Origin of the sequence: Brachybacterium sp., assembly GCF_036379615.1 — a bacterium.
Lineage (GTDB): Bacteria > Actinomycetota > Actinomycetes > Actinomycetales > Dermabacteraceae > Brachybacterium.
Map to the genome: position 1 here is coordinate 1 of NZ_DASVGJ010000047.1, position 16,295 is coordinate 16,295.

The window sequence follows — 16,295 nt, forward strand, 5'->3', positions numbered from 1 at the left end:
TGCAGGGTGGCGGGCGCTGGGTGCGCGCAGCTCTCCCGAGGCTCAGCTGTCCTGGAACTCCTCGTCGAGGTTGGTCTCGAGCAGGGCCGAGAGCACCTCGAGGGACTCCTCGGCACCGTCGCCCTCGGCGCGGAGCGTGACCTCGTCGCCGTGGCCGACGTTCAGCGTGAGCAGCAGGAGGATGCTGGAGGCCTTCACCGGACCCATCGCGCCGGTCTCGATCGTCACGGAGACCTCCTGTTCGCTGGCGGCCTGGGAGAAGATCGCGGCGGGGCGGGCATGGAGGCCGCTGGAACTCGCGACCTTCACGGTACGTGCTGGCATCTCGAACGCCTTTCTCGACGTGGTGGTCCTCAGGGTATCGCTGAGCGGGACCGGGTGGAGCGTCGCCCGGCGTTCGACCGCTGTTCACCGGGGGGATCCCCGGCCGGAGAGGAGTATTCCAGGTGCTCGGAATCGGTGGGGAGGCGAGCTCCTGTCCCTCTGCAGCGGTCACGGTCCGTCAGGGGTGGCGTGACGTCCGGTCGCGGTGCGAGGGCGCGCCGACCACGCCGGGGGAGTCGTAGCCGGACATCCCCGGGGCGCTCGCCCGGACGCCACGGGGGCCGATGGCGTCCCGGCCCGCCTCCGTCAGCTCGAACCACGCGATCATGTCCGGGCCGGGTGCGCGCCCGCCGAGCGCGGCCCAGGTGGTGCCGATGTGCTCCACGATCTCCGCCACGGGCAGCGACCAGGGGCGGAACCGTCCTGCCGTGACGAAGCCGGCGCGGATCTCCCCGCGAGCGAGCAGCCGAGCCAGCAGGAGCGGGCCGCGCCGCGTGAACTCCTCATCGTCCAGCGCACCGGCGTTCGCGAGCACCTCCACCACATGCCCGGGATGCAGCCACTGCTCGCGGCCCAGGGCGAGCAGTCGCTCCTCCAGACCGCTGCGAGCGGAGCCGGCGTGCGCAGCCAGCGCCTCCGCAGTGGCGTGCAGCGGTGCCCCGGGAGGCTGGTCGGTGAGCTCTCCGGTCGCGGCGACCTGCAGTTGGGCGCCCCGCGGACCGTCCAGCTGCCAGCCCGGGACCGTGCTCAGTCGCAGCGGACCCTGCGCTCCGCGGAGCACGAGCGCCAGATGGCCGTCGACCAGCTCGATCTCCTGGATAGAGGCCCCCACCACACGGTCATCGCGCAGGCCGACGGCCGCCTCCGGCGCCGGTCCGATCGTGGGTCCGTCGAGCTGCTGGATCCGTGAGTGGAGCACCCAGCCCCGCGCCGTGACGGTCCAGGTCCCTCGGGCACCGACCCGGGTGTGGATGATCGTCTGCCCCGGGAGGGCGTCGAGCAGGGGATGGCCCTGCGGCCGACCACCACCGGACAGGCCGGACAGGAAGGAGCGCATGCCCCCATCCTGCCGCACGGCCGATCGAGAACTTTCGTGAGGTCGGGCGAGGCCGACCGCATGGCCGATCGGAACCCGCCGCACCGCGGTCCGGGTGATCCGCGCGTGGGACGCTCTGCCCGTCTATCCTGAACAGATGACCAGCACCAACGACCGTGCCCCGGACCCCCGCCCGGCACGGACCCGAGCCGCCATCTTCGCCGCAGCCCGTGACCTCACCTCCGCCGACGGCGAGGTGACCGTGAACGCCCTCGCCAAGCAGGCCGGCGTGAGCCGCGCCGCCTTCTACAGCCACTTCTCGGGCCTCGACGCCCTGATGGGCGCGATGCTGGAGCAGATGTTCGAGAAGGCCTGGGAGCGAGGTGCCAAGTACGGCAGCGAGGGCACCGGGCTCAAGGAGCGGATCTGCTTCGGCTTCGGGATGCTGGTGGCCTACGTCGAGCGGCACCATGCCTTCCTGCGCGGTGCGCTGGAGTGGAAGTTCGCCCACCGCACCTTCATGGTGATGATCGAGATGATGACGGAGCTGCACGCGATCGCTCTGGACCGGCTCGGCGATGACCTCCCGGCGGGCATCGAGATCCGGTCGATGGGTCGCGCGATCGCCGGCGGTGCCGTCGCGCAATGCTGCCAGTGGCTGGTGGACACCGAGGAGGAGGCGCGCAGCGGCGGCGCCCCCGACGCCACCGAGCTGCTCCGGTCGATCCTGCGCAACGCCCCGGCCTGGTACACGGGGCTCGAGCCCGGCGCGGAGTTCGGTGTGGTGGAGCTGCTGGAGAACTGCCGGCAGATCAAGGCCGACGAAGAGGCCTGATCCCGGGGTGCCGGGCTCTGGGTCGGTCGCCGTTCCCGCCCGACAACAGCTCTCTCGACCCTGCCCGTTCAGCAGTCGCCGAGCAGGCGGAGCAGCACCCGTGCCCCGAAGCGCACCGCGTCCACCGGCACCCGCTCGTCGACCCCGTGGAACAGCGGGGCGAAGTCCAGATCCGCCGGCAGCTGCAGCGGGGCGAAGCCGTATCCGGCGATGCCGAGCGCGCTGAGCGACTTGTTGTCCGTGCCTGCGCTGAGGCAGTAGGGCAGCACCCGCGATCCCGGATCCTCCGCCTCGATCGCGCGGGTCATCGCGCCGACCAGCGGCGTCTCGCGCGGGGAGTCGACCGAGACGCCCACATGGTCGATGATCACCTCGACGTGCTCGCCGCTGAGCTCGTCCAGCAGGGCGAGCACCTCGTCCTGGTGCCCGGGCAGGAAGCGGCAGTCGAAACCGGCCTCCGCCGTCTGCGGGATGACGTTGACCTTGTAGCCGCTGCTGAGCATGGTGAGGTTGGCGGAGTCGCGCAGGGTGCCGGAGACGAAGTGCCGGGCCCCGCCTGCGAGCGGCAGGAAGGAGTCGATGTCCTGCTCGTCCCAGCCGGTGCCCGTGATCTCGGTGATCCCGTCGAACAGGGCGCGCACGCTGGCGATGTACTCGATCGGGAAGCGGTGCTCGTCGATCGCGGCGATCGCGCGCGCCAGGCGCACGATGGCGTTCTCGTCATTGGGCACGGAGCCGTGCCCGGCCCGGCCGTGGGCGCGCAGCCGCCCCCAGGCCAGGCCCTTCTCCGCGGTCTGGACCAGATAGGCGCGCACGTCCTGCCCGGTGTCCTTCTCCGGCAGGGTGATCGAGTAGCCGCCCACCTCGCTGATCGCCTCGGTCATGCCCGCGAACAGCTCGGGGTGATGCTCCACCAGCCACTCCGCGCCCCACACGCCGCCGTTCTCCTCGTCGGCGAAGAAGGCGAACATCAGATCCCGCGGCGGGGCCTGCCCGGTGCGGGCGAGATGACGGGCCACGGCGAGGATCATCCCCACCATGTCCTTCATGTCCACCGCGCCGCGGCCGTAGATCATGCCGTCGATGATCTCGGCGCCGAAGGGGTCGACCGTCCAGTCCTCCGCCCGGGCGGGCACCACGTCGAGGTGACCGTGGAGGATGAGGCCGCCTCGTGCGCGGTCCGCTCCGGGGATCGTCACCAGCACGCTGGGACGGCCGGGCCGGGACTCGATGACCGTCGGCTCCAGCCCCACCTCGCGCAGCAGCGCCACGACGTGGTCCGCGGCCGCGGTCTCGCCGCGCCCCCAGGTCGCGGGGTCGTTCCCGCCGAAGTTCGTCGTGTCGAGGCGGATCAGCTCGCGGGTGAAGCGGACCGCCTCGTCCTGCAGCGTGGTGAGCTCACCGGCGGTGGGGGCGGCGATCGGCATGCCGGGGTCCTCCTCGGGGGTCGGGTGCCCTCACCGTACTCGGCGGCACCCGAGCCCCGTCGGCCCGGTCATCACCCGCGCGGGCGCTGACAGGCTGCCCGGCGGGCTCACCTCCTCCCGCTCAGCCCTCGAGGTGGGCGCGGAGGAACCACTGGAACTTCTCGAGCTCGGCGGTCTGTCCGATGAGCAGGTCCTCGGTGATCGGGTCGAGCTCGCCGGAGAGCGTGATCGCCTTGCGGTTCGAGGAGATGACGCCCTCGTAGACGCCGTCCAGGGCCCTCAGGTGCTCCTGGGTGTCGGCCTTGCCGAGGGTGTAGTCGGACCAGCTGCGGTCGGCGACCAGTCGGCCGGGGGTGCCGACGGGGGAGGCGCCCAGCTGGGCGATGCGCTCCGCGAGCTCGTCGGAGTAGCCGCGCACCAGCTCGACCTGCGGGTCGAGCATCTCGTGGACGGCGACGAAGTGGGGACCGGTGACGTTCCAGTGCGCGTGCTTGAGCGTCAGGTGCAGGTCGTTCATCGCGTGGAGTCGGTCCTGGAGGGACTCCACCAGGCGGACGGAGTCGTCGGTGCCGAGACCGGGGATGGTGTAGGCGAGGTCAGTCATGTCGTCTCCTCAGAATCGATGACGGGGTGTCATCGCGTCCAACGACCGGTGCTCGGCGATTGTTCCGGCGCTGACCGATTGTTCCGGTGCTCGCCGAGTGCTCCTGTCCTCGCCGAATGCACCTGGAGGTTGTGGCCCGTCGATCACGCAGGTGAGCCTCGCCCGCCCAGGAAGCGCGCCGTACGATGGTCGTGACCCGCCCGCCCCTGCAGGAGGTGCGCCCATGGTGCAGATCTTCACGCTCCGCGAGCGGCTCGCCGCGCTCCCGGGCACGGTGCGTCGGCGCGCCGACGCCGCCGGACTCCGCTCTGCGCTGGTCGCGGACGCCCGGGCGGTGGTCTCGGAGATCCCGCGCGATGCGGACGCCGGCCATCTCGAGCGCGCGGCTCGGCGCCTGCTGCGACGCGCCGCCCAGGACGAGTTCGCGCGGGAGGGCGTGGCCCGGGTTCCGCTGCCGCCCGAGGCGACCGGACGGTCGGAGCTGCGCCGGGCCGACGTGGCCGGCGAGGCGAGCTTCCATGCCTTCGTCGAGGACGTGCTCAGCGCTGTGGACATCGCGCCCAGCCCGCTCGAGAGCGACGACGCCGTGGAGCTGCGGGATGCGCGCGGCTCCTCCGACGCCTACGGGCTCTCCCCCGAGGTCGCCTCCGACCTGGCGTCCTTCCTGCTGGGGCGCGCTCATGCGCTGGAGGAGAGGGACGAGGGCCTCGAGGACTATCTCGGCCGTCAGGCCGAGCAGATCCGTGAGGACGTCCGCGAGGTGCTGGTGCGACAGGTGCGGGTGCCGCTCGAGCTGCGGGTGGCGAGGGACCGGCACGAGCGCGTCTCCCGAGGCGAGTGGGCGCGTGATGACGCCGCGTCGACCGACGGGGAGGACTCCTCCCGGAGCGAGGGCGCGGAGTTCCCGCGACGGGCCCGGGCCGCCTTCGAGTTCGCGCAGTCCGAGGCCGGGCGTGCCGCCTTCGGGGTGCTGCGCTCTGGCGCCGAGCGGGCTGCGGGCAGGGCGTACGAGCGCTACGGCCACCGCGGTCCGACGGATCGGGACCGGGCGGATCGCGGCGCGACGGATCGCGACCGGCCCGGCAGCGGTGCGGCCGACCGCACCCCGTCGGGCGGGGAGAACTGGCCGCCCCGCACGCCGCCCCTTCACTGAGCCGCGGGGCCCCTGCCCGCTGAGGCGCGGCGCCGCAGCTCAGGGATCGCAGAGCTCAGAAGCTCAGGGATCGCAGAGCTCAGACGCCGGCCTTCTGCGCGAGCTGGCGCTTGATCCGAGCGAGCATCCCGGCCATACCGTTCAGCCGCAGCGGGCTGACCACCTCGGCCAGGCCCAGTGCACCGGTGACCGTCTCCGGGGTGCCCAGCACCTCGCCCACGGTGCGGCCGTCGAGCGCCTCGGCGAGGATCGAGGCGAAGCCTCGGGTCGTCGGCGCCTCCGGCGGGGCGGAGAAGAACAGCCGTGCGGTCGCCTCTCGTCCCGTGCCCTCCACCTCGGTGATCAGGAAGATCGGGGACTGGCACTCGGGAACCGGCTCCAGCAGCTCGGGATGCTCCGCATAGCGCTCCGGCAGCGCCGGCAGCTCCTGCGAGAACTCCAGCAGCAGCTGCAGGCGATCCTTGCCGGACAGCGCGTGGAAGTCCTCGGCGATCTCCGCGAAGGCGGCGGGGAGACCCGCGTCGGGTCCGGGGGCGGGGTGGGAGGAGGTGGCGCCGGTCATCGTGCGGGAACCTCGCCCGGCTCGGTGCCCTGGGCGATCGGCAGGCGCACGCCGTTGCCCCACTCGGTCCAGGAGCCGTCGTAGTTGCGCACGTTCTCGAAGCCCAGCAGGTAGGTGAGCACGAACCAGCTATGGGCCGAGCGCTCGCCGATGCGGCAGTACACGACCGTCGGCGTCGTGGTGTCGAAGCCGAGCTCCTCCTGGTAGATCGCTGCGAGGTCCGCACGCGGCTTGAAGCGGCCGTCCTCGGCGGCGGCACGGGCCCAGGGCACGGAGCGGGCGGTGGGGATGTGCCCGCCGCGCACGGTGCCCTCCTGCGGGTAGTCCGGCATGTGGGTGCGCTCGCCGGAGTACTCCTGCGGGGAGCGCACATCGATCAGCGGCCCGCCAAGGAAGTCCAGCACGTCCTCGCGGTAGGCGCGGATCGGTGCGTCCTGGCGCTCCACGACCGGGTAGCCGCTGGTGGCAGCCGGGATGCCCTCGTCGGAGGTGGTCAGCTCGCGACCCTCGGCCTGCCAGGCGGCGCGGCCGCCGTCGAGCAGGCGCACGTCCTGATGGCCGAACAGCTCGAAGACCCACAGTGCGTAGGCGGCCCACCAGTTCGACTTGTCGCCGTAGATCACCACGGTGGTGTCGCGGGTGATCCCGGAGGCGTCCATGAGCTTCGCGAAACCGGCGCCGTCGACGTAGTCGCGGGTGACGGGATCGTTGAGGTCCAGGTGCCAGTCGACCTTCACCGCGCCGGGGATATGGCCGGTCTCGTAGAGCAGCACGTCCTCGTCGGACTCGACGACCACGAGGTCCTCGGGCCGGCCGTCGGCGAGCTGATCGGCCAGCCACTGCGTGGTCACCAGCTTCTCGGGGCGGGCGTAGGCCTGCAGGGCAGGAGTCGGGTCAGCAGGAATGGTCATAAGTATCCCTTTCTACGGTCTGCGTCGCACACGAGTATCCCCAGTCTGTCACCGTGGGCGGGGGGATGGCATCCCGGGGGCTTCGCCCTGGGCGGACATCACCCTGGAGCCCGCTCCCGGCGTCACCCGAACCCGCTCCTGACATCGCCCTGCCCTCCCCGCGGCGACCGCACCGCGCGAGCTCGCACTGATTCGTCCGTCGCGCCTCTTCCGCGGAGCGCCTTCCGGCTCCTACGGTGAGGCCATGGAGAACCTGGATCAGGAACCCGTCATCCCCACCCTCGATGTCACCGTCCTGGACTGCACCGATGCCCTGCAGCTCGCCACCTTCTACGCCAAGCTCCTGGGCTGGCGCGTGGAGGAGGGCAGCGACGCCGACTGGGCGGAGCTGCTCCCGCCGCGCGGTCGGGTCTCGCCCGACGAGGCCGACGGGCAGGCCTCCCTCGCCTTCCAGCGCATCGAGAACTATCAGCGCCCTACCTGGCCCGAGGGTGCGCATCCGCAGCAGTTCCATCTCGACTTCGCAGTCTCGGACATCGAAGCGGCCGAGCCGCGGGCACTGGCCCTGGGAGCGATGGTCCACGACCACCAGCCCTCCGGCTCCGGCAGCTTCAAGGTGTACGTGGACCCGGCGGGGCACCCCTTCTGCCTCTGCCTCTCCGCCTGAGCTTCGCGGTGTGAACTGCACGGTCTGAACTGCACGGTCTGAGCTGCGCGGTGTGAACTGCACCGCCGGGGCGTCGAGCCCACCGGGGCGGCTCAGCTCGCGTAGACCTCGAAGGATGCGCGGATCTGCGCGGCCGAGGCGTCACCGTGCACCAGCGTCTGCAGCAGCAGGCGTGCCTTGACGGCCGGCAGCAGACCGGCCATGACCGCGCCCGCCTCCAGCAGATCGACTTCGGAGCCCGGATAGGCGTAGTGGTGGGTGGAGGTGCCGCCGGAGAAGGCGCGAGAGGCGACGACCACGGGGACGCCGGCACCGAGCAGGCGTCGCAGCCGGGGCATCGCGGCCGGTGAGACGTGCCCCATCCCGACCCCGGCGATCACCAGGCCCTGCATCTGATCGCGGGGCAGGTGGTCGAGCAGCTCGAAGTCCTCGTCGAGCCCGGCGGTGAGCACGGGGACCGCCGGGAGACGATCCGGCGGGAGACCCGGGAGCAGCAGCCCGCACCCCGCGACATCGTGGGGCAGAGGGCGGGGGAGGGGGGCGTGCAGCAGGCGCAGATCGTCATCCTCGATGATCGCGAGCGGCCCGGACGGCTCCGAGGCGAAAGCGGAGACCGAGCGGGAGGATGCCTTGGTGACCTGGTCCGCGAGGTGCGCATGCCCGTCGAAGACCACCAGCACCCCGAGCCCGCGGGCCGACGGCGCGGTGGCCGTCCGGATCGCGTCCCGCAGATTAGCGGGCCCGTCGGCACCCAGGTCGCTCGCCGGGCGCATCGCCCCGGTCACCACGCACGGCGCCTCGCGGTCCCAATAGCGCTCGAGCAGGAAGGCCGTCTCCTCCAGGGTGTCCGTGCCATGGGTGAGCACCACACCGGCCGCGCCGTCGTCCACCGCGGCCCGGGCGTGCTCGAGCACCGAGCGCAGGTGGTGCGGGCGCACGTCCGAGGAGGAGACGTTCGCCAGCGACTGGGTGAAGATCTCCGCGCCGCCGGCGACGGTCGCCAGCAGGCGCTCGCCGGCGGCGGCGTCGGGCCGGGCGTTCCCGCCGGAGGCGTCCTGGGACATGAAGATCGTGCCCCCGAGGGACAGCAGTGCGATCTTGCTGCGTGCGGAGTCGCTGTGCGCCCGGTCCCTGCTCACCGAAGAGTCGCTGCTCATGCCGGATCCGGCTCCTCGCCGAGGTAGACCGCCGCGGTGCGCACCGATGCCTTGCGCGCCGGCTTCTTGTCCACACCCGTGGCGACGTGCGCCTCGAACCAGGCCTCGGCGGTCGCGCGGGTGAACTCGGCGCCCTCGGGGGAGGCGGCGAACCGGCTCAGGCGCGGCATCAGATCGGCCGACGGATCCTCGAGGTGCAGCGCCAGCGCGTACAGCGCAGCGTCCCAGCCGCAGCCGGTCGCGGCGGGTCCGAAGTGCGCCCAGTGGGCGTCGGCCGGGACCGTGTGGCGCAGGGTGAAGCGGGTGCGGCGCACCGGGTCCGGGTCAGCAGCTCGGTCCTGGTCGGCAGTCTGGTCGGGGTCGCCGGCACCCTCGGGGTCCGAGGGCGGCGCACCCTCTGCCTCTGCCTCCTCGACAGGCTCGACCAGTAGTTCCATCTCGCTCGAGGTCTTGTCGAACTCCCAGGTCAGCAGCAGTCTGCGGGGTTCCTCGGCCGCGAGCACCGTGCCGCGGGTCTGCATGTCGGGCAGCTCGTAGGTGCCGCCCGTGATCGCCTCGCCGCTCGCCCGGCCGAACCATGCCTCGAGGTGGGCGCCGATGGTCAGCGCGGACCACACCTCCTCGGGGTGGACGGCGAAGGTCTGGGACAGGGTGACGTCATGGCCGCCGGTCACCGGGGTGACGGTGCGGGTGACCTCGGTCAGCTGGCTGGTCGGGGTGGCAGTCATGGGGCTCCTTCGAAGGCGGGGTGGGACCCTCGGGGTCCGGACCCACTGTGTCAGGTCCGGCCGGTCGCCGGGTGGGGACGGTCGCGGGTCGGGGGCGTGGGGAGGGAACGGGGCCGGTACGGTGCGCCGCCGGGCCGGACCGGGGGTTCAGCTTCGGCGCAGGCGCACGATCACCTCGGCGTGCGCCGTGTGCGGGAACATGTCCACGTAGCGGCCGGCGACGATGCGCAGCGAGGGCATCGCGGCGAGGTCGGTGGCGAGGGTGCTCGGATTGCAGCTGGAGTAGATCACGTCCCGCACCCCGGAGCGCTCCAGCCAGCCGGCCAGTTCGCGGCCGAGCCCGCGACGAGGTGGGTTCACCACCGCGATGTCGGGAGGGCCCGCAGCCCCGGCGGCCTCGGCGATCGCCCAGGTGGTGGCATCGTCGGCGAGGAAGGTGGTGTTCGTGACCCCGGCGGCCGTCGCCGCCTCACGTGCGCCCTCGATGGCCTGCGGAGAGACCTCGACGCCGGTGATCTGAGCGTCCGGCAGCGCCCGGGCGAGGTGGAGGGCGAATCCGCCGATCCCGCAGTAGAGGTCCCAGAGGCGGAGCGCCCCGTCGCGGCCCGCACCGTGGAGGGAGCCCTGGCCCGCGTCGCCGCTCGCACCCTGGCCCGCGTCGTCGTCCGGGCTCCGGTCAGTACCGGAGGCCGCCGCGAGCTCGCCCACCCAGGTCGCGGCCTGGCGGTACAGCTGCCCGGCGACCTCGGTATTGGTCTGCAGGAAGGACTGCGGGCGGGCGAACAGGGTCACGTCCCCGGTGCGCACTGCGATCGAGGCCGCGCCCGCGAGGTGGATCTCGCGCTCGCCCTCGACGGCGGTGGTGTGCTCGGGATGGATGTTCGCGGTGATCGCCACGAGCGAGGGGTGGTCCTCCAGCAGCCGCGGCAGATGCTCGCGGAGGCGGTCCAGCGCCTGCTCGCTGCGCAGCACCAAGCGGAGCAGGTACTCGCCCTCCGGTGAGGCGGTGACCAGGACGTTCTTGATCTCGCCGCGACGCCGGGCGACGTCATACGGCGGCACCTGGGCACGCCGGATCAGGGCCTTGGCCCCCTCGAGGATCTGCTCGACCCCGTCGGGGTAGAGAGGGCAGTCGCAGAGATCGGTGCCGGCGGACTGCCCCGGGAGGGTGAGGACGGGGGCGGCGGCGGTCCCGCCCACGGCCATCTTTCCGCGGGCGCGGAATCCCGCCTCGGGGCCGACAATCGGGGCCGCCCACACGGTGCCGGGGGCGAGGTGCCCGGCCAGCAGCTGCTCGACGCGGGCACCGCCCTCGGCGAGCTGCCGAGGGCGGGGGAGGTCCAGCAGCGTGCAGGACCTGCACGCGCCGGAGTCGAAGTGGGGGCAGCGCACCCGAGGAGTCTACGAGCGTTCGTGCGTCACAGGGTCCCGGTACCGTTCGGGACGGGTCACGAGACGCGGCTGCACTCCTTCGACAGAGGCCGCGCGGCAACCGGAGACCGAACCCGGTGCCCGTCGAGGAAGACCCGGCCGGAGGCGACCGCCCATCCGGTCAGGCGGCCCTCCCGGGCCGGATCGGAAGGATGACCATGACCGACGATGACCGCACCACCAGCTGGCGCGACCAGCTGATCGAGCTCGACCTGCCCGGAGTCGGGTCGATCACCGCCAGCGCGGATCCCGCGCTGTGGGCGGAGCCGGAGACCGCCGCGGGCTCCGGCCGCGTCCGTGACTGCACGCGGGACCCTGACCGTGACCGCGCGCCGGAGTGCGGTCCCGAGCGCGAGGCGGAGGCGTTCCGGCGCCGGGAGCCCACGTCCCCGCCCGATCCGGCCCGGGTGCGGCAGACGCTGCGCGGCCGGGTCCCGCTCGACCTCGCGCACACCTGGCTGGTGGTGCCCGCGCTGGGCCCAGTGCTTCCCACGCTCAGCCCCGAGGGGACCACGATCGCGGACCTCAGCGGTCAGGAGTCCCCCTTCGAGGTGCGCCCCGCACGTGACGAGGCGCCGCCGCGGCCCAGTCAGGAGGGAGTTCTCGCCGGAGCGCCGCGCCCCGGGACGCCTGCGAAGGGACGGCGCGGCCCGGTGCGGCCGCCGCAGCACAGCTGGTTCCGTCGGCCCGCGCTCGCCGAGGAGCTGCGCCGCCGCGGTGGACCGGTCGCGCTCGGCGCCCTCGTGGGCCCGCGCCGGGACTGGTTCGAACCGGCCGTCGCCGTGCGCGAGGACCTGCTCGCCGTGCATCCGGACCAGGCGCTCGAGAGCGCGATGACCGTCGCGGTGGACCACGGGCAGGCAGCGGTGCTGCGTCTGGGACCGCGGGGGCTGGACGTGGTCCCCACCGGCGCCGATCCCCGGATCGAGGAGCTGCAGGGACAGTCGCTCCTGGTCACGGCACGGCCCGCACAGTGCCCCCTGCAGGGCGAGGACGGCTGCGGGCCCTGCCGACCCGTCGGCGGGCCCTGGATCCGTGCCTCCCACGCCGCGCAGGTGGACTGGGAGGCGCGCCGCTCGCAGGCGCTCGCGGTGCAGGAGTGCGGGGTGTGCTTCGGGGAGGCGCTGCCGCCGGAGCCGGATCAGCCGCCGGTCCCGAGGCTGGGCCGACGCACCCCGGTGGTCCGCATCAGCCGCCTGCACCTGCGGGGAGGAGAGGTGGTGCGGATCGACCCGATCGCCCCGCCGTCGTGAGGGCGGGCGCTGCGGCAGGCGCCGTCAGACCGTCAGGGAGCGGGGTCGGTTCAGGCGAACCACTCGGTGGGCGGGCCCAGCGAGAGCAGGATCGAGAACACGATCGCGAGGCCGACCACCGTGATGAGCACAGCCGGGAGCGGGTGGCGCAGGGCCCAGGAGACCAGGCGCTCCGGGGCGGTGCGCCCCTGCTTCTCGCGCAGCTGCCAGGTGTCGCCGAGCAGGCCGCGGCGCAGCGCCCAGCGCTCGAACGGCACCGTGAGGTACGGGATGATCGCCGATCCGAGACCCAGCAGCAGATCCGTGAGCTTCCAGCGCTGATCGACCGCGACCAGCACCGTCACCACCGCATAGGCGAGGAAGGTGAAGCCGTGCAGCCCACCGCCGATGCGCACCAGCACATCGGTCGCCTCCACCACATACTTCAGGAACATGCCGGCCAGCAGCAGGGTCCAGGTGATCACCTCTGCGAGGGCGAGCACCCGGTAGAGGCGGGACGGGGTCGAGAGCAGGCGCATGCCCCGATGGTGCCAGGCGGGCCCGGGCGTCCGCTGGGGATCCGCTGCGGCAGAGCCTCCGACGAAAGAGGGAGCCGCAGGTGGACGATCAGGGGTGGCCGCTGCGCGTGCCGAGACTCACAGTGGAGGGATGACGACGCATACGATCCCCGGAGAGCTCTTCCTGCTGCTGACCAATGATGCGGGCCGCCAGGACTCGACCCAGTACCGCCGCCAGGCGCTGGCCGCCGCCGCGGTCGCCGAGCTGGCCCTGCGCGAGAAGATCGCCCTCACCGAGGAGCGATCGCCCGTGGTGCAGGTGCGGGACACCGAGCCGACGGATCTGCCCGTGCTGGACCAGGCCCTCGGCGCGCTCGCCGAGCTGGACGGGAAGAAGCTCAGATCCGTCATCGCCCACCGCTCGATGGACCTCACCGAGGTGATCGGGGAGGGCTACGCCGCCGCCGGTGCCGTGACGCGCAAGGACGGCTGGTTCTTCACGTCCTGGCCCGCGCAGGACGACACCCTCGAGAGCGCGCTGCGTGCCCGCCTCGCCCGCGCCGTCACCGAGCCGTCGGAGGCGAGCCTGCAGGACGGCATCCTGCTGGAGCTGCTGCGCGCCCAGCGCATCGCCCACCGCATCCTCCGGGACGAGCTGCCGGTCCTGGGTCGTCGTGAACTGGACCAGCGGATCGCCGCACTGGAGATCGACCATCCGGCGGCGACGGCCGTCCGGCGGATCATGGACGACATGGCGGCCGCGATGATCGCGTCCACGGCGGCCGCGGGTGCTGCCGGCTCCTGAGCCGCAGCACGGCCGCATCAACGCACCGGCGCACGGCCGCACCGGCGCAGCATCGCCGCGGCACCGGTGTCGCGCAGCCTCCCCTGCCTCCGCGCAGCTCGACTCAACTCAGCGCAGCTCGACTCAACTCAGCGCTGCCTCAGCGCAGCTCAGCGTCGGGTGGCGCGGGTGGTGCGAGCCGTCGCGACCGCGGTCCATGGATCCTCCGGCCAGGGATGCTTGGGGTAGCGTCCGCGCATCTCCTTGCGCACCTCCCGGTAGGGGCCGTCCCAGAAGGAGCGCAGGTCGTCGGTGACCGCGAGCGGCCGACGGGCCGGGGAGAGCAGATGGAAGAGCACCGGCACCCGGCCCCTGACCAGCCGCGGCGTCTCGGCCAGGCCGAACAGCTCCTGCAGCTTGACCGCCACCACCGGGCGGCCGTCCTCGGCTTCGGGGGCGGGGTACTCGATGCGGGCCGAGCCGCCCGAGGGGACCGCCAGCCGCTCCGGCACCAGCTCCGCGAGCTCCGCCGCCTCCGGCCAGGGCAGCAGCAGGCGCAGCCCGCCGGTGACGTCGACCGAGGACAGGCGAGTGGTGCGGGCGGAGAGCTGCGGGGCCAGCCAGGCCTCCAGGGAGTCCAGCAGTGAGGCCTCGTCCATCGCCGGCCAGGGTGCGCCGATCTCACGGTGCACGAGCGCGAGCCGCGCACGCAGAGCCGCCGCTGACTCGTGCATCTCCAACGCGGCCAGGCCTCGGGTGCGGACTTCGGTGAGCACGGCGGGGACGGCGTCCGCAGCGGTGGCGCGCACCGGGGTCGAGGTCAGCTCGATGGCCCCCAGTCGTTGCTGCCGACGGGCCCGCACGGTCCCGTCCTCCAGGCGGGCGGTGCGCTCCTCGACGCGCAGTTCCGCCCCAGCGAGCAGGGCATCCTGCTCGGTGAGCGGAGCGGCGGCACGGATCACCGCCCCGGTCCCATCGGTCGCGCGTCCCTCCGCCCGCTGCACCTCCCAGACCGCGATCCAGTCGTGGCCCAGCAGACCGCTGCCCTCGGGCAGGGCGGCGCGGGTGCCGGAGGCCAGCAGGTAGGAGCGGGAGCCGGCCCCCGTGCACAGCGCGATCCGCTCCGGCCGGGCGAGGGCGAGCACGGCACCGGCCTGGTGCGCGGGGTCGTGCGCGGTGAGGGGCACGGCCGGCGGGGCGGGCGGGTGCGCGGTCGGGAGGTGCGCGGTGGGGCTGGGTGAGGTGGAACGGGGCGCGGCGGGTTCGCCGGAGCGCCCGTCCGCAGCGGGACGGGCGAGGCGGGAGAGGCGATCGCGCTCGCGCCGCCAGCGCTCGACGCCCGGGGCGCGACCGGCGCGCAGGTCCGCGAGCAGTCGGGGGAGGTCCGCGCCCGTCGGGCGATGGTCATCGGAGACGGCCGCCACCACTTCCGCCGCGAGACGGGCCGGATCCCGTCCGGGCAGTCGCTGCGCCCCGTCGAGCAGGGCACGGGCCTCCCGCACTCCGACGGGCAGCCGCGCCACCCGGGTCCCCGACGGTGTGGGCCTGCCCTCGTCATCGACCAGGCCGAGGGCCTGCAGGGTGCGCTCCGCGGCGGCGATCTCCCCGGCCGGGGGCGGGGTCAGCAGCGGCAGGCCCACCCCGCGCGGCGTGCCCCAGCAGGCCAGGGTCAGGGCCGCGTCGGTGAGGTCGCTGCTGGTGATCTCCGGCGGGGACTGCGCCGGCATCCCGACCAGGTCCGATTCTGCGAAGGCCCGCACCGCCGCGCCCGGAGCCTGCCGGGCGGCTCGGCCCGCCCGCTGCTCGGCCGCGGCCCGGGAGGCGCTGACCGTGACCAGGCCGGACATGTCCCTCCCGCGGTCCCGCCGCACCTCCCGGGAGAGGCCGGCATCGATGACCAGGTGCACCCCGGGCACGGTGAGGGAGCTCTCCGCGAGCGCGGTGGAGACCACGATCCGCGGGCTCTCCCCGGGGCGTCGGCCGCTGGTGGCCCGGTCCTGCTGGGCGGCCGGCAGCCGGCCGTGCAGGGCGAGCACCTCCACCCCGTCGCCGACCAGGCCCCGCAGCCGGGCGACCACGTCGTCGACCTCACGGGCACCGGGGACGAAGACCAGCGCATCGGTGCCCTGCTCCCGCTGGGCACGAGCCGCGGTGCGGGCGAGGTGGTCGAGGTACTCACGAGTGATGCCGCGGGCATCCAGCCGCGGGACGGGTGAGGGTGCATAGCTGATCGCCAACGGATGCAGGGCGCTGGGCACCTCGACGATCGCCGCGCCGTCCAGCACGTGCGCGACCGCTGCCGCGTCGAGAGTCGCGGACATCGCCCCGACCACGAGGTCCTCCCGCAGCTGACGGGCCTCGGCGAGCATCCCCAGCAGCAAGTCCGTGTCCAGGGAGCGCTCATGCACCTCATCCAGCAGCACCGCGGCGACCCCGGGCAGCTCCGGCTCCGCGAGCAACCGGCGCAGCAGCACCCCCGGGGTGAGCATCTCCAGGCGGGTGCTCGCCCCCACCTGGCGCTGACCCCGCACCGTGAAGCCGATCGGTCCGCCGAGCGCGGACCCGTCCAGCTGGGCGAGGCGGCGTGCGGCCGCCCGCACCGCGACCCGGCGCGGCTGGGTGACCAGGGTGAGTCCGTCAGCGAGGTTCGCGACCAGCGGCGGCACCAGCGTCGTCTTGCCGGTGCCGGGAGGAGCGGTGACCACCATCGCGCCGGAACGGGCCGCCGCCTCGAGCTCGCTCCGTGCGGCCGCAACCGGCAGCCCCGCCCCGATGGCCTCGAGGTCGAAGCGGTGCGCGGGGGAGGGTGAAGCGGAGGAGGACGGGGCAGCGGCAGGCATCCTCCCATCATGCCGCTCCGAGGCCATCTCCCGGCCACGTGCGTCTCGGACGGGGTTCACCGGGCGGTGATGGGATGCGCCCGACC

General features: G+C 73.4%; 16 protein-coding genes. 5 read left to right on the forward strand and 11 right to left on the reverse strand.

Annotated elements, in window-relative coordinates; all coding sequences use genetic code 11:
- Window positions 1–42: 42 nt before the first annotated feature.
- Complete coding sequence (locus tag VF289_RS08650; protein WP_330883109.1) at window positions 43–324, reverse strand: HPr family phosphocarrier protein; 282 nt, start codon at window positions 322–324, stop codon at window positions 43–45.
- Between the two features lie 178 nt (window positions 325–502).
- On the reverse strand, window positions 503–1,381 hold the full coding sequence (locus VF289_RS08655; protein WP_330883111.1) for a hypothetical protein: 879 nt from the start codon (window positions 1,379–1,381) through the stop codon (window positions 503–505).
- A gap of 136 nt (window positions 1,382–1,517) precedes the next feature.
- On the opposite strand from VF289_RS08655, the gene VF289_RS08660 reads away from it, so the two are divergent.
- Window positions 1,518–2,195, forward strand: coding sequence for a TetR/AcrR family transcriptional regulator (locus VF289_RS08660; protein ID WP_330883112.1), 678 nt, complete (start codon window positions 1,518–1,520; stop codon window positions 2,193–2,195).
- A gap of 68 nt (window positions 2,196–2,263) precedes the next feature.
- On the opposite strand, the gene VF289_RS08665 is transcribed toward VF289_RS08660, so the two are convergent.
- Complete coding sequence (locus tag VF289_RS08665; RefSeq protein ID WP_330883113.1) at window positions 2,264–3,622, reverse strand: M20/M25/M40 family metallo-hydrolase; 1,359 nt, start codon at window positions 3,620–3,622, stop codon at window positions 2,264–2,266.
- A gap of 121 nt (window positions 3,623–3,743) precedes the next feature.
- Window positions 3,744–4,226 (reverse strand): DNA starvation/stationary phase protection protein, encoded by a 483-nt coding sequence (locus VF289_RS08670; RefSeq protein WP_330883115.1) that lies wholly within the window; start codon window positions 4,224–4,226, stop codon window positions 3,744–3,746.
- 223 nt (window positions 4,227–4,449) lie between these two features.
- Between VF289_RS08670 and VF289_RS08675 the strand changes: the two genes are divergently transcribed.
- A complete protein-coding gene (locus tag VF289_RS08675; protein ID WP_330883117.1) occupies window positions 4,450–5,379 on the forward strand; it encodes a hypothetical protein in 930 nt (309 codons plus the stop codon).
- Between the two features lie 79 nt (window positions 5,380–5,458).
- On the opposite strand, the gene VF289_RS08680 is transcribed toward VF289_RS08675, so the two are convergent.
- Together VF289_RS08680 and VF289_RS08685 are read right to left on the reverse strand one after the other, a co-directional pair.
- Window positions 5,459–5,941, reverse strand: a complete 483-nt coding sequence (locus VF289_RS08680) for a SufE family protein (RefSeq protein WP_330883119.1) — start codon at window positions 5,939–5,941, stop codon at window positions 5,459–5,461.
- The gene (locus VF289_RS08685) at window positions 5,938–6,852 is read right to left on the reverse strand and encodes a sulfurtransferase (RefSeq protein WP_330883121.1); all 915 of its coding nucleotides are present in this window, start codon (window positions 6,850–6,852) and stop codon (window positions 5,938–5,940) included. Before VF289_RS08685 ends, VF289_RS08680 begins: the two co-directional genes overlap by 4 nt.
- A gap of 244 nt (window positions 6,853–7,096) precedes the next feature.
- Here VF289_RS08685 and VF289_RS08690 point away from each other — a divergent pair, with 244 nt between their 5' ends.
- On the forward strand, window positions 7,097–7,519 hold the full coding sequence (locus tag VF289_RS08690; RefSeq protein ID WP_330883123.1) for a VOC family protein: 423 nt from the start codon (window positions 7,097–7,099) through the stop codon (window positions 7,517–7,519).
- 92 nt (window positions 7,520–7,611) lie between these two features.
- Here the strand turns inward: VF289_RS08690 and VF289_RS08695 are convergent, their stop codons facing one another.
- The 3 genes from VF289_RS08695 to VF289_RS08705 all read right to left on the reverse strand — a co-directional run bounded on the left by VF289_RS08695 (window position 7,612) and on the right by VF289_RS08705 (window position 10,796).
- Entirely contained in the window at window positions 7,612–8,676 is a 1,065-nt protein-coding gene (locus tag VF289_RS08695) for an asparaginase (RefSeq protein WP_330883125.1), read from the reverse strand.
- Window positions 8,673–9,404 carry an SRPBCC domain-containing protein gene (locus tag VF289_RS08700; protein ID WP_330883127.1) on the reverse strand — a complete coding sequence of 244 codons (732 nt, stop codon included), beginning with the start codon at window positions 9,402–9,404 and terminating at the stop codon, window positions 8,673–8,675. Before VF289_RS08700 ends, VF289_RS08695 begins: the two co-directional genes overlap by 4 nt.
- Window positions 9,405–9,551: 147 nt before the next feature.
- Window positions 9,552–10,796, reverse strand: a complete 1,245-nt coding sequence (locus tag VF289_RS08705; RefSeq protein WP_330883129.1) for a methyltransferase domain-containing protein — start codon at window positions 10,794–10,796, stop codon at window positions 9,552–9,554.
- 197 nt (window positions 10,797–10,993) lie between these two features.
- On the opposite strand from VF289_RS08705, the gene VF289_RS08710 reads away from it, so the two are divergent.
- Window positions 10,994–12,088: a hypothetical protein gene (locus tag VF289_RS08710; protein WP_330883131.1), complete on the forward strand. Its 1,095-nt coding sequence runs from the start codon at window positions 10,994–10,996 to the stop codon at window positions 12,086–12,088.
- A 50-nt stretch (window positions 12,089–12,138) separates the two neighbouring features.
- On the opposite strand, the gene VF289_RS08715 is transcribed toward VF289_RS08710, so the two are convergent.
- Window positions 12,139–12,606 (reverse strand): DUF3817 domain-containing protein, encoded by a 468-nt coding sequence (locus VF289_RS08715; protein ID WP_330883132.1) that lies wholly within the window; start codon window positions 12,604–12,606, stop codon window positions 12,139–12,141.
- Between the two features lie 130 nt (window positions 12,607–12,736).
- Between VF289_RS08715 and VF289_RS08720 the strand changes: the two genes are divergently transcribed.
- Window positions 12,737–13,390 carry a GOLPH3/VPS74 family protein gene (locus VF289_RS08720; RefSeq protein ID WP_330883134.1) on the forward strand — a complete coding sequence of 218 codons (654 nt, stop codon included), beginning with the start codon at window positions 12,737–12,739 and terminating at the stop codon, window positions 13,388–13,390.
- A gap of 149 nt (window positions 13,391–13,539) precedes the next feature.
- Here the strand turns inward: VF289_RS08720 and hrpB are convergent, their stop codons facing one another.
- Window positions 13,540–16,209, reverse strand: coding sequence for an ATP-dependent helicase HrpB (gene hrpB, locus VF289_RS08725; protein ID WP_330883135.1), 2,670 nt, complete (start codon window positions 16,207–16,209; stop codon window positions 13,540–13,542).
- Window positions 16,210–16,295 lie beyond the last annotated feature (86 nt).

What these genes read in the sequence shown, in the direction of transcription:
- VF289_RS08650 (WP_330883109.1), bottom strand. Translation starts at nt 324, where the DNA reads ATGCCAGCACGTACCGTGAAGGTCGCGAGTTCCAGCGGCCTCCATGCC.
- VF289_RS08655 (WP_330883111.1), bottom strand. Translation starts at nt 1,381, where the DNA reads ATGCGCTCCTTCCTGTCCGGCCTGTCCGGTGGTGGTCGGCCGCAGGGC.
- VF289_RS08660 (WP_330883112.1), top strand. Translation starts at nt 1,518, where the DNA reads ATGACCAGCACCAACGACCGTGCCCCGGACCCCCGCCCGGCACGGACC.
- VF289_RS08665 (WP_330883113.1), bottom strand. Translation starts at nt 3,622, where the DNA reads ATGCCGATCGCCGCCCCCACCGCCGGTGAGCTCACCACGCTGCAGGAC.
- VF289_RS08670 (WP_330883115.1), bottom strand. Translation starts at nt 4,226, where the DNA reads ATGACTGACCTCGCCTACACCATCCCCGGTCTCGGCACCGACGACTCC.
- VF289_RS08675 (WP_330883117.1), top strand. Translation starts at nt 4,450, where the DNA reads ATGGTGCAGATCTTCACGCTCCGCGAGCGGCTCGCCGCGCTCCCGGGC.
- VF289_RS08680 (WP_330883119.1), bottom strand. Translation starts at nt 5,941, where the DNA reads ATGACCGGCGCCACCTCCTCCCACCCCGCCCCCGGACCCGACGCGGGT.
- VF289_RS08685 (WP_330883121.1), bottom strand. Translation starts at nt 6,852, where the DNA reads ATGACCATTCCTGCTGACCCGACTCCTGCCCTGCAGGCCTACGCCCGC.
- VF289_RS08690 (WP_330883123.1), top strand. Translation starts at nt 7,097, where the DNA reads ATGGAGAACCTGGATCAGGAACCCGTCATCCCCACCCTCGATGTCACC.
- VF289_RS08695 (WP_330883125.1), bottom strand. Translation starts at nt 8,676, where the DNA reads ATGAGCAGCGACTCTTCGGTGAGCAGGGACCGGGCGCACAGCGACTCC.
- VF289_RS08700 (WP_330883127.1), bottom strand. Translation starts at nt 9,404, where the DNA reads ATGACTGCCACCCCGACCAGCCAGCTGACCGAGGTCACCCGCACCGTC.
- VF289_RS08710 (WP_330883131.1), top strand. Translation starts at nt 10,994, where the DNA reads ATGACCGACGATGACCGCACCACCAGCTGGCGCGACCAGCTGATCGAG.
- VF289_RS08715 (WP_330883132.1), bottom strand. Translation starts at nt 12,606, where the DNA reads ATGCGCCTGCTCTCGACCCCGTCCCGCCTCTACCGGGTGCTCGCCCTC.
- VF289_RS08720 (WP_330883134.1), top strand. Translation starts at nt 12,737, where the DNA reads ATGACGACGCATACGATCCCCGGAGAGCTCTTCCTGCTGCTGACCAAT.
- hrpB (WP_330883135.1), bottom strand. Translation starts at nt 16,209, where the DNA reads ATGCCTGCCGCTGCCCCGTCCTCCTCCGCTTCACCCTCCCCCGCGCAC.